This window comes from Luteibacter sp. NPDC104163 (assembly GCF_055584245.1).
Genome location: NZ_JBVJMK010000004.1, coordinates 261,799 through 272,972, shown reverse-complemented (window position 1 = coordinate 272,972; position 11,174 = coordinate 261,799). Strand labels below are relative to the sequence as shown.

Here is an 11,174-nt window from a genome sequence, read left to right as displayed (position 1 = left end):
TGAACTTAGTACTGCGGGCGTGGTGGCGGCCGTACGCCCCACGCCCAGAGCAGTGCCAGGCCAGCGACAAGGCCGCCCAGATGGGCGAAATGGGCCACGCCTGACAGCGTACCGGTGACGCCGAAGATCAGCTCGGCGGCACCGTACAGCGTGACGAAAAGCCAGGCAGGGATCCCCACCGGGATCGGGATGAGCATGAGCTTTTCGCGCGGGAACAGCATTGCGAACGCGGCGAGCAGCCCGAAGATCGCGCCTGACGCACCTACGGTGGGATACATCTTGTCGGGCTCGAAGAAGTACAGCACCGCCAGCTGCGCGACACCCGCCGCCAACAGGCAGGTGAAGTAGTAGATGAGGAAGCGGCGCGCTCCCATCACCCGCTCCAGCAACCCGCCGAACATGTACAGCGCGTACATGTTCAGCACGATGTGCATGACCCCGCCGTGCAGGAAGGCGTAGGTCACCAGCTGCCAGGGCCGGAAGCCGAGCCCCGCGATATCCCCGCCCCCGAGGTTCACCGCGATGTAGTGGCCGAGCGGCCACAACCCCAGCCAGCGGGTCACCGCGATCGTGTTGTCGTCATCGAGCAGCAGCTGCAGACCGAACAGCACCACGTTGGCGATGAGCAGGTTTCGGGTGACCGGGGGCAAGCGTGGTGTCATGGGGAATCCGGGGTCCAGCGAGGATCAGGCCAGCGGCGTCGGCTGCAGGATTTCGATCCAGTATTCGTCCGGATCGCGGATAAACGCAATGTGGCTCATCCGGCCGTCGGCAAGGCGCTTCTGGAAGGGGACTTTCAGCGCATCGAAGCGGGCGCACGCCACGTTGACGTCCGGTACGCTCACGCAGAGGTGACCGAAACCACGCGGCTCGGTGTTGCCGTTGTGGTACGGCGTCTTCGCTTCCTTCTCCGTGCCGTGGTTGTGCGTGAGTTCCAGCACGCCCGGCTGGCTCAGCACCCAGCGCTTGCGCGCATCGTCGTCATCGGGGATCACCGAGGTATCGCCGACGAGCACCAGGTACACGATGGTGAACTTCGCTTCGTCGAACACATGCTGGTACACCGGCGTGAAGCCAAGCACGCGCGTGTAGAAGTCCAGCGACACTTCGAGATCACGCACGCGGATCATGGTGTGGTTGAACACGTAGCGGCGGGTGGCGATATCCGGTGACGCGGTGACACCCGGCAGCTTGGTCAGGTCGGAAAGGGACATGGGGAGGAGGACTCTTGGGGAACAGGCTCCAAGGGTGGCTGCGGTGCCCGCGCAATTCAAGCTTGGCAGGGCACCGCTACATAAAATAGGCAAATACCTACACGGTTTTGCGGGCGCCGCCTTCACGGATGGAAAGAAGCAACAGCACCACGGCGAGTGCGCCGTAGGCACCGACGAATTGCCACACCAGCGTGCGCGATGCCGTATCAAGCAGCCACGGCAGGTAAACGGCACCGATGGGCTGTACCGAGTGAATCACACCGAAAGCCGTAAGCACGGCACCCAATGCGACGATGGCCGCCGCCTTGCGGACGTGCCCGTCGATCATCGCGACGACGAAACTGGCCCAGACCATCGACGTGATGATGAAGCCGTTGCCGAGGATGATGATCACCGCGAGTTCCGAGATGCCGTGGCTGGCGTCGGCATACAACGCACCGAACCGTGCCGGATCGACGATCGAAGGATCGCCAAGCTTGATCGCGAGCATGCGTGCAATGGCCGGGAAGAAGCTGAAAACAACGGCCGCGGCATAGCGCAGCGGGACGGCTTCAAACGCCTGCACGGTGATGCCGATCGCGACGAAGACAAGAATCGGCGCCAGCACCGCAACAGGCAACAGTTCCACCAGGTTCGAGAGGTAGCCGAAGATGCCGCCGAGGCCGATGACCAGGCCGGTGACCAACGTATAGCCCGTCCGTGCCCCCATGGCCTTGTAGGCGGGCTGCCCGATGTAGGGCGTGGTCTGCGCCACGCCACCACAGACACCGGCCACGAGCGTGGCAAGCGCCTCGACCAGCAGGATGTCCCGTGTCGAATAGTCATCGCCTGCGGCGCGGGCGCTCTCGGTCACGTTGATGCCACCGACCACCATGAGCAGGCCGAACGGCAGGATCAAAGCGAGGTACGGCACGGTGGCCGGCAGGCCGGCGATGAAGCCCAGCGAAGGCCAGGGGAAGCCAAGGCGCCATTCCCACGCGGCCGGTGCGTGGTAGCCCGTGCCGAGCAGGCCGAGCGGCCCCAGGCCGTAGTACAGCGCCACGGCGACCGCACCAGCGGCCAGGACACCCGGCGTACCGAACGGCAGGCGCCGCTTCGCGACCAGCGCGTAGAGCACGATGCCGAGGCCGGCGAAACCGACCACTGGGACACGCATGATCTCGACCAGCGGGAGGAAGCCCATGAGCACCAGCGCGATACCGGCGATGGAACCCAGTAAGCCGGCGCGTGGCACCGAGCGCTGCACCCACGCCCCGAAGAACGACAGGACGAACTTCAGCACGCCCATGACCACGAGCGAGGCCATGCCCAGTCGCCAGGTGGCCTCGCCGGCCGCGACGGGATCCATGCCCGAGGCCTTGTAGCCTGCGAACGCGGGACCCAGGACCAGTAGGGCCATGGCGATGCTGGTGGGCGCATCGAGGCCGAGCGGCATGGCCGTCACATCCGCCCTGCCCGTCTTCGCGGCAAGGCGGCGCGCCATCCAGGTGTATGCCAGGTTGCCCAGCAGCACGCCCAGTGCCGTCCCCGGGAACATGCGCCGGTAGACGATATCCGCCGGCATCCCGAAGATGCCGATCAGCGCGGTGGCAAGGAAAGCCAGGATCGACAGGTTGTCGACGACGAGGCCAAGGACGCCGTTGAGGTCACCACCGCCGAAGGCGCGGCGACGGGCCGGGTTGCCAGGCGCGGCCATCAGAACGACACGTCCGCGGGCTGGGTCACGCGCAGCACCGACTGGTCACCGGTCTTGGCCTTCCACGCGGTGCGGATGGCCTCGACGTCCGCCCGGTGGGCGGGCGTATCCGGGTAGAGCAGGAGTAGCAGCTTCGAACGGAGCCGCTCTGGCTGCGCCTGGCCCTTGCCTTGCCACTGGCCATAGACGTCGACGACGGAGAGGCCATCGGGGAAGCGCGTGGTCACCTCGCGATCCAGGAAGGTGCGCCAGCCCGCTTCGTCCACGCCGCTGCTGGTGCCTTCGAGGCCCAGCCCGAAATAGAGCTCCGTACGGACCCAGCCCGCCGTGCTGGCCGGGTGGGCCGTATCGCCCGCCAGGGTCGCGGAAACCGGGGCGGTCGGCGGCGCATGCGACGGCGAGGCAACGCAGCCCGCGAGGAGTAGCGATGCAGAGAAGAGAAGGCCTGCGGTGATCTTCATGCGGATTCCGGCGGATGGTTCGTTATGGACGTCCATACGGCCAGACGTCTTTCCTATTGACACAGCGTACACTGCGGTGCAACAAATGTCGCACATTCCGCACTTTCCTGCGGCGCCAGGGCATCCATGACACGCCTCCCTCCCACGCAGCATGCCATGCCGGGCCGCGTCGCGGCTTGCGGGCGATGTTGCCCGGGCACGCTGGACTGATACAGCCCCTTCGCGGCTCCGACGCCTTTCTCCTACGACCGCCGCACGGCGGAAGCTCCCGTGCGCGTCAATCCAGGATCCATCATGCGCCACTCCCGCCTCCCGATCGCCATCGCCGTCGTCCTCGCCACGGCGGCGACCGCGCCCCGCGCCCAGCAAGCCGACAAACCGGCCACGACGACGCTCGATCAGGTCATCGTGACAGGCACCCACGTACGTGACCGCACCGTGCTCGACTCACCCGTGCCCATCGATGTGCTGACCCCGGAAGACCTGCGCTCCGCCGGAGCGGTCAATGGCGAACTGGGCCAGGCGCTCGCCACCCTGCTGCCGTCGTTCAATTTCCCCCGCCAATCGAACTCGGGCGGCTCCGACCATGTCCGCGCCGCCCAGCTGCGTGGCATGAGCCCCGACCAGGTGCTTGTCCTGGTCAACGGCAAGCGCTTCCACACGTCGGCGCTGGTCAATACCGATACGAAGATCGGCCGCGGCACGACGCCCGTGGACTTCAACGCGATCCCCATCTCCGCGATCAAGCGCATCGAGGTGCTGCGCGACGGTGCGGGCGCGCAATATGGCTCGGATGCCATCGCCGGCGTGGTCAACATCATCCTTGACGATGCTCCGGAAGGTGGCGAGGTAGACGCTACCTATGGCGCCTATCACACGCACTTCCGGCCAGGCGATCGGCACATCACCGATGGACAGAGCGGCTACGTCAGCGCGAAGGCCGGCACGAAACTGGGTGCCGATGGTTTCCTCCGCGCGGGTATCGAAGGTAACAACCGCGAGCCGACGAACCGTGCCGGGCGCGATGAGATCCCTTCCTGGGAAAACCCCTCCCCCGCCAATCTCGCCCTGCAGGGCAAGCGGAACTACGCCGCAGGCGATCCCCGCAATGAAAACTACAGCGGCTGGTTCAACGGTGAGCTGGGGCTGGGGGATGGCGTGCGCGGCTATGCGTTCGGGACCTACACCCGCCGGCGCACGGTAGGCGACAACTACTTCCGGTACCCGGACAGCGACGCCAACGTGCCCTCGATCTACCCGGATGGCTATCGCCCCGAATCCCTCGGCTACAACACCGACGTGAACCTCACCGCGGGTGCGCGCACCCGGGCGGGCGAGTGGGACATCGATAGCAGCCTGACCTGGGGCCGCAACACCTTCGATTACGATCTGCGCGATTCGGTGAATGTATCGCTGGGTGAGGCCAGCCCAACCCATTTCGATGTCGGCAAGTACGAGAACTCGCAGGGCACCGCAAACCTCGACCTCTCGCGCACCGTCGGCCTGGGCACCCAGCTGTTTACCCTGGCGACTGGCGCCGAGTTCCGCCACGAAGGCTTTCGGACCTTCGCCGGCGACCCGGCGTCCTATGCCGTGGGTCCCGTCGTCGGCGCGCCGACGGGAGCGCAGGCCGGCGGCGGCCTGACCCCACAGGACACGGCGGATCTTCATCGAAACGTCGCGGCGGCCTACGTCGACTTCGCCGGCGACGTCACCGAGCGCTTCTTCGCCGACGCCGCGGCGCGCTACGAGCACTACAACGATTTCGGCGGCGCGTGGACCGGCAAGCTCAGCGGCCGCTACGCATTCAACGACGCCATCGCCCTGCGCGGCGCCGTGTCGAACAACCTGCGCGCACCGTCACTCAGCCAGATCGGGTTCGAGTCCACGTCTACCGGCTACGGCGCCAATGGCGAACTCGTGCAAGGACGGGTGCTTTCCGTCAACAACCCGATCGCCCGCGGCCTCGGCGCCACGGACCTCAAGGCGGAAAAGTCGCGCAACCTCAGCCTTGGCCTCACGGCGCGCATCGGGGAACGATTCGATGCCTCGCTCGACATCTACCGGATCGACGTCGATCACCGCGTGACCCTCTCGGAAACCATTGCACCGGATGGCCTGGAAGACCTCATCGCCGCGCGCTTCGGGGTACAAGGCGTGCAAAGCGTCGCCTTCTTCACCAACGCGGTGGACACGCGCACGCGCGGCGCGGAACTCGTCACCAACTATCGCCAGCCCGCGTATGGCGGCAACCTCACGCTGACCGCGACGTACAGCTACAACCGCACGTCGATCCGGAAGGTGCGCGACACGCCCGCCGCATTGGCTGAACTCGGCGCGGATGCGGTGCTGTTCGGCGTCGAGGAGCGCAACACCCTGACCGACGCCGCACCACGCCAGCGCGGGTCGTTCACCGCGCGCTGGGATCACCCGAGCTGGTCGTTGCTGGGTCGGCTGACGCGGCAAGGTGCGACCACGCGCGTGTTCGACTTCGGCGACGGCTTCGTCCCGCGGCAGACCTATGGCGCGCGCTGGCAGCTGGACGCCGAGGCCGAGTGGCATGCCACGGATCGCTTCTCGCTCGCCCTTGGCGGACAGAACATCACCGACCAGTACCCGAAGCGCTCGATCCCGGACATCGCCTACGCGGGCAACTTCCCGTACGACGTCATTTCGCCGATCGGTACGAATGGCGCGTATTGGTATGCGCGGGCGCGTTATGCGTGGTGAAATCTTGCCGCCATCGCGCGCAAGCGCGCTCCCACAAGGGGGACCTTGATCCCAGGCACAAAAAAAGAGCCCGGCTTTCGCCGGGCTCCTTTTTGCTGCTACCGATAGGGAAGCTGCTTGTCCAGGTATTACTGCTGGACCTGCAGTTCCGTGCGACGGTTGCGAGCGCGGCCTTCGGCCGTGTCGTTCGTGTCGATCGGGTTGTTCTCGCCGTGGCCGATCGGGCCTTCCAGGCGGTCGGCACCGATGCCGTGCGAGGTCAGGTAATCGAACACGATCTTGGCGCGACGCTCGGAGAGCGACTGGTTGTACGCATCCTTACCGACGCTATCCGTGTAACCGGCAACCGTGACCTTGACCTGCGGGTAACGCTGCAGGGTGTCGACAGCCTGGTCGAGGACGCCCAGCGACTCGCTGGTCGGCTCCTGCAGGGTCGGGCCGATGTTCGTCTCGCCCTTCTTCGGACGGTCGAACTTGAAGTTGACGCCGCGCAGGTCGATGACGACCTTCTGCGGGCAACCGTCCGGACCGACGATGGTGCCAGCCGGGGTGGCCGGGCACTTGTCGTCGCAATCGTTCACACCGTCGCCATCGCTGTCGAGGGTGGAGCAATCCGGGGCAGCCGGGGGCGGAGCAGCAGCCGGGGCCGGAGCGGCCGGCGGCTCGCCGAAGCGCGAAACGATCGAGAAGCCGAGGAACCAGTCGCCGTAGCCGTTCTCGCTGTCGTTGGTCTTGTCGTCCCAATCGTAGCGGTAGCCGGCTTCAACGCGGAAATCCGAGCTGTCGGTGATGGTCTTGGACACGCCAACGCCGAGTTCGGCGGCCGGCGACCAGCCGTTGTCCGACGGGTTGTGGTGGTACGAACCCATCACACCGGCCAGCAGGTACGGACGCCAGCTGTCCCACGCACCAGCGTAGAAGCGGGCGGCAACGCCGTAGCTGTTGTTCGACCAGTGACCGGTACCGTCGTTGTCGCGCTTGGTGCGGTCAGCGAAGATGTCGATCGACGCGTTGCTGGAGATGAACTTGCCGACGCCGAGGCCGTAGTAAACCTGGCGGCTGTTGGTGTTGCGGTCGGTGTCGTTGTAGTAACCGCCAACCGTCGGGGCGATGTACCAGCGGCCGTCATAGCCGTTACCCGCGTCAGCGGATTCCTGCGCATGGACGGCACCCACGCCGCCCAGGGCCAAGCCGATCAGCAAAAACAAGCCCTTACGTTTCATCGGTGTCTCCTCATTATTGGTATTCGCGTCCGCGCTCCACCCCAGACGGAAATCGCGCGTCAGAAAAACTCTTTGTCGAATCCGGGGACTTTGGCGTCCCTCGCTTTTGTTACCCCTTCAACGGGCGGCGGCAGTTTAGCAAAAATCCAACAATTGAGCGCATGCCGCCGCCAGCCGTTCATACTTGAGTCACGGCCATTATCAAGCCGTGAAGAGCGTCATGAACTCGTGAATGGGCATGGCATCGAGCTTTTCCGGCACGAAAGTGATGCTCAGAACCTTCTCAACGCGGTCCGCCGGCATCTCTGCGCGGAGGGCGGCCTCGAATTTCTTGAGCAAAACCGGAATACCTTCGGCCCGGCGATTACGGTGGCCAATCGGGAAATCGATCGAGATTTTTTGCGTGCTGGTGCCGTCCTTGAAGAAAACCTGCACCGAATTACCGATGTAACGCTTTTCAGGGTCGAAATAATCCTTGGTGAACTGCGGATTCTCGACCACGGTCATTTTGTCTCGCAGCGCGTCGATACGCGGATCGGCAGCCACGCTGTCGTTGTAATCGTCGGCGGTGAGGCGGCCGAAGATGAGCGGGACGGCCACCATGTACTGGATGCAGTGGTCACGGTCGGCGTAGTTCGCCAGGGGGCCAGTCTTGTCGATGATGCGGACGCCGGCTTCCTGGGTCTGGATCTCCACGCGCTCGACTTCGTCCAGGCGGTGGCCGACCTCGGCGTGCAGCTTCATGGCGCACTCCACGGCCGTCTGGGCGTGGAACTCGGCCGGGAAGCTGATCTTGAAGAGCACGTTCTCCATGACGTAGCTGCCGAACGGACGCTCGAACTCGAACGCGTTGCCCTTGAAGGCCACGTCGTAATAGCCCCAGGTCTTGGCCGACAGGGCCGACGGGTAGCCGACCACGTTGCGGTAGACCGCATTGATGGCGTGGGTGACGGCGCGGCGGCAGGCGTCGCCGGCGGCCCAGCTCTTGCGCGGGCCGGTGTTCGGGGCGTGGCGGTAGGTACGCAGGGCGCCGTTGTCGATCCAGCTGTGCGAGACGGCCGTGGTGATCTGCTCCTTGCCGCCGCCCAGCATGGCCGTGGTGACCGCCGTGGAGGCCAGGCGGACCAGGATCACGTGGTCCTGCCCGACGCGGTTGTAGCTGTTCTTGAGGGCGTAGCAGCCCTGGATCTCGTGGGCCTTGATGGCGTAGCCCAGCACGTCGCGGACGGTCAGGGCCTTGCCGCCCTCCTTCACCGCCTTGCGCGAGAGGTAATCGGCGACCGACAGGATGGCACCGAGGTTATCCGACGGGTGGCCCCACTCGGCCGCCAGCCAGGTGTCGTTGAAGTCGAGGTAGCGGACCTGGGTGCCGATGGCGAACGCGGCCTGGACCGGGTCGAGGACATGCGAGGTGAACGGCACGCGCACGCCGTCTTCCATGGTGGCGCCCGGCACGATGGGGCCGAGGTGCTTCACGCAGTCCGGGAACTTCATGGCCAGGGCCGAGCAGGCCAGCGAGTCGAGCAGCATGTAGCGCGCGGTGTCGTAGGCCTCCTTCGACTCGATCGTGTAATCGGCGACGTAGTTGGCGATGTCCACCATCGGCTGGTCCGGGTCGGGACGCGTGGCGGAACGGATATCGTGTGCGCTCATGGGCTTCACTCGCGAAGGTGTGGGTGGGAAAGCCGCACATTTTAGCCGGTCACCCCCCGGGGGTGTCTTGCCGCGCCGCAACCGAACCGGGAGAATGGCGCCCACTACAACCCAAAGGGGAGTAGTTCCGCGGGGCATCCGGCCCCGTGCGCGATGATCGTCAGTACGGACGCCACAGCGTCCCGGGCATCGCGGCGGCACCACGCCGGGAACGAGACTTTTGCGGTGGAGACGGGCGCGCGTACCCGTCGCCGCCGCATTGGTCCGACCACAGCGCGCGAAGGTGGCCCCATGGATTTCCTCACTCCCGAATTCTTCTCCGGCCTCGCGGCCATCATCCTGCTGGACCTGGTCCTGGCGGGCGATAACGCGATCGTCATTGCCCTCGCCGCCCGCAACCTCCCCCGCGACCTGCAGAAGAAGGCCGTGTTCTGGGGGACGTTCGGCGCCGTCGCCATCCGCATCCTGCTGACCTTCGCGGTGATCTGGCTGCTCAAGCTGCCGGGGCTCATGCTGGCGGGCGGCCTGCTGCTGATCCCCATCGCGTGGAAGCTCCTTAAGCACGAGGACCACGACCCCGACATCGCGCCAGCCAAGGGCTTCTGGGCCGCCATCCGCACCATCGTCGTCGCCGACGCGCTGATGGGCCTGGACAACGTCCTGGCGATTGCCGGCGCGGCCAAGGGCCACATGGGCCTGGTCGTGCTCGGGCTGGCCATCAGCGTGCCGCTGGTCGTGTGGGGCTCCACGCTCATCCTGCGCCTCATCGAGCGCTTCCCCATCGTGATCTACGTGGGCGCGGCGGCGATCGCCTGGACGGCCGCCCGCATGATCGCCCACGACCAGCTGCTCGCCCCGTGGTTCGATGCGCGCCCGTGGGCGCCTTGGACGCTGGATGCGCTGCTCGTCGCCGGCATCGTGGGCCTGGGCTGGCTGGCCCAGCGCAAGCGGCCGGAAGCTGCATAAGTCAGTCTGTGGGAGCCCGCTTGCGCGCGATGGGGCTTGCCGCTGGCCCCATCGCGCGCAAGCGCGCTCCCACAAGGCCCCACCAAAAAAAGGCCGCCCTTGGGCGGCCTTGGATTCCCCCCGGCAAGGCACCGGGCACAATGCCCGGTGCCAACCGGCTGGTCAGAACCGGAAGCGCACGTAGGCGGCCGGTCCGTTGAGCTTCATATCCAGGTCCAGATCGTAGCGGCTCTTGTCCTGGTGCAGCTTGATCCGGGTGTAGGCGTATTCGGCACCGAAACCCACGTTCTGCCACGGGAACCACTCCAGGCCGATGGCCGTGTCGTAGATGTGGCCATTGAGCCTGCCGCCGTTCTTCTTCACGCCCGACGCGTTGACGTACATGCGCCACTGGTCGTTGAACGCGTGGCGCCAGCCGAGCTGGAGGTTGGGCGCCCACGCATCGATATCGGTGGACGAACTGGCCGACTGGGTCTGGCCCAGTGCGGTCACCGATGCATCGATGCTGCCACGGACCTTGTAGTACGCCGCACCCAGGCCAACGCCGAACACGTCATCGCCCGTGCCGAACCACCACTTGTAAGCCGCACTGCCGAAGCTGAACTTCAGGTCACCCTTGGCAAACGCCGATGCGGTGATGGGCTGGCCGAGCACATTGACCGACTCGTTGAACGTCTTCGAATGCGAGCGATCGACCTCGTACCAGTCGAACGCGAAGCCCTGGTGTTCGCCGATCAGGAAGTCCAGGCGTACGCGCGGCACCGTCTTGTGCTTCTTGAAGTCGAGGTCGTCCTCAAGATTGACATCGCCATTGCTGTTGAGGAGGCGGGTCTGGCCGCCGAGCGTGGTGTCGTTGGATGTGTAGTAACCGCCGACCCATACGCTGACATTGTCGAGCGCGGGGGACTGGGATTTCTTCTGGCTATCCTGCGCATGCGCGGCAGCGCCGAAGAATGCGAGCGAAGCAAGGGCAAGACCCGAGGCGACCTTGCCGAAGTGGTTGTGGCGAATGCGCATGTAAAAAATCCCTGCAATTTTTAGAAAGTGATCGAACCCCCGGCCGAAAGCTTAACGATCCGTTATGTATGCACCGCGTGCATAGGTCACGGGAACGCGCACACACGTGCCTCGCGTTCATGCGCGAGCCAGTGAATGCATCGTGAAAAGAGCATCGCCGACAGGGCCGCACCCACCAGTCAAAAAGGCCAGGATGCGAGGATCCTGGCCTTCC

General features: G+C 65.4%; 9 protein-coding genes. 2 read left to right on the top strand and 7 right to left on the bottom strand.

What is annotated here, in order from left to right:
- Positions 1 to 5: 5 nt before the first annotated feature.
- The 4 genes from ACZ6YI_RS07710 to ACZ6YI_RS07695 all read right to left on the bottom strand — a co-directional run bounded on the left by ACZ6YI_RS07710 (position 6) and on the right by ACZ6YI_RS07695 (position 3,371).
- Positions 6 to 662, bottom strand: coding sequence for a rhomboid family intramembrane serine protease (locus ACZ6YI_RS07710; protein WP_440328532.1), 657 nt, complete (start codon positions 660 to 662; stop codon positions 6 to 8).
- Positions 663 to 686: 24 nt separating this feature from the next.
- On the bottom strand, positions 687 to 1,214 hold the full coding sequence (gloA, locus tag ACZ6YI_RS07705; protein WP_465778098.1) for a lactoylglutathione lyase: 528 nt from the start codon (positions 1,212 to 1,214) through the stop codon (positions 687 to 689).
- A 97-nt stretch (positions 1,215 to 1,311) separates the two neighbouring features.
- The gene (locus ACZ6YI_RS07700) at positions 1,312 to 2,910 is read right to left on the bottom strand and encodes a hypothetical protein (RefSeq protein WP_465778097.1); all 1,599 of its coding nucleotides are present in this window, start codon (positions 2,908 to 2,910) and stop codon (positions 1,312 to 1,314) included.
- Positions 2,910 to 3,371 (bottom strand): DUF3574 domain-containing protein, encoded by a 462-nt coding sequence (locus tag ACZ6YI_RS07695; RefSeq protein WP_465778096.1) that lies wholly within the window; start codon positions 3,369 to 3,371, stop codon positions 2,910 to 2,912. Before ACZ6YI_RS07695 ends, ACZ6YI_RS07700 begins: the two co-directional genes overlap by 1 nt.
- Positions 3,372 to 3,665: 294 nt before the next feature.
- On the opposite strand from ACZ6YI_RS07695, the gene ACZ6YI_RS07690 reads away from it, so the two are divergent.
- Complete coding sequence (locus ACZ6YI_RS07690; protein ID WP_465778095.1) at positions 3,666 to 6,101, top strand: TonB-dependent receptor plug domain-containing protein; 2,436 nt, start codon at positions 3,666 to 3,668, stop codon at positions 6,099 to 6,101.
- A gap of 128 nt (positions 6,102 to 6,229) precedes the next feature.
- On the opposite strand, the gene ACZ6YI_RS07685 is transcribed toward ACZ6YI_RS07690, so the two are convergent.
- On the bottom strand, positions 6,230 to 7,324 hold the full coding sequence (locus ACZ6YI_RS07685; RefSeq protein WP_465778094.1) for an OmpA family protein: 1,095 nt from the start codon (positions 7,322 to 7,324) through the stop codon (positions 6,230 to 6,232).
- Positions 7,325 to 7,525: 201 nt separating this feature from the next.
- A complete protein-coding gene (locus ACZ6YI_RS07680) occupies positions 7,526 to 8,977 on the bottom strand; it encodes a bifunctional 2-methylcitrate dehydratase/aconitate hydratase (RefSeq protein WP_465778093.1) in 1,452 nt (483 codons plus the stop codon).
- 291 nt (positions 8,978 to 9,268) lie between these two features.
- On the opposite strand from ACZ6YI_RS07680, the gene ACZ6YI_RS07675 reads away from it, so the two are divergent.
- The gene (locus tag ACZ6YI_RS07675) at positions 9,269 to 9,943 is read left to right on the top strand and encodes a TerC family protein (protein WP_465778092.1); all 675 of its coding nucleotides are present in this window, start codon (positions 9,269 to 9,271) and stop codon (positions 9,941 to 9,943) included.
- Between the two features lie 162 nt (positions 9,944 to 10,105).
- Here ACZ6YI_RS07675 and ACZ6YI_RS07670 read toward each other — a convergent pair whose 3' ends face one another.
- Positions 10,106 to 10,960: an outer membrane protein gene (locus tag ACZ6YI_RS07670; protein ID WP_465778091.1), complete on the bottom strand. Its 855-nt coding sequence runs from the start codon at positions 10,958 to 10,960 to the stop codon at positions 10,106 to 10,108.
- Positions 10,961 to 11,174 lie beyond the last annotated feature (214 nt).

Bases quoted from the DNA above. Each gene is read 5' to 3' on its own strand.
- ACZ6YI_RS07710 (WP_440328532.1), bottom strand. From the start codon at position 662: ATGACACCACGCTTGCCCCCGGTCACCCGAAACCTGCTCATCGCCAAC.
- gloA (WP_465778098.1), bottom strand. From the start codon at position 1,214: ATGTCCCTTTCCGACCTGACCAAGCTGCCGGGTGTCACCGCGTCACCG.
- ACZ6YI_RS07700 (WP_465778097.1), bottom strand. From the start codon at position 2,910: ATGGCCGCGCCTGGCAACCCGGCCCGTCGCCGCGCCTTCGGCGGTGGT.
- ACZ6YI_RS07695 (WP_465778096.1), bottom strand. From the start codon at position 3,371: ATGAAGATCACCGCAGGCCTTCTCTTCTCTGCATCGCTACTCCTCGCG.
- ACZ6YI_RS07690 (WP_465778095.1), top strand. From the start codon at position 3,666: ATGCGCCACTCCCGCCTCCCGATCGCCATCGCCGTCGTCCTCGCCACG.
- ACZ6YI_RS07685 (WP_465778094.1), bottom strand. From the start codon at position 7,324: ATGAAACGTAAGGGCTTGTTTTTGCTGATCGGCTTGGCCCTGGGCGGC.
- ACZ6YI_RS07680 (WP_465778093.1), bottom strand. From the start codon at position 8,977: ATGAGCGCACACGATATCCGTTCCGCCACGCGTCCCGACCCGGACCAG.
- ACZ6YI_RS07675 (WP_465778092.1), top strand. From the start codon at position 9,269: ATGGATTTCCTCACTCCCGAATTCTTCTCCGGCCTCGCGGCCATCATC.
- ACZ6YI_RS07670 (WP_465778091.1), bottom strand. From the start codon at position 10,960: ATGCGCATTCGCCACAACCACTTCGGCAAGGTCGCCTCGGGTCTTGCC.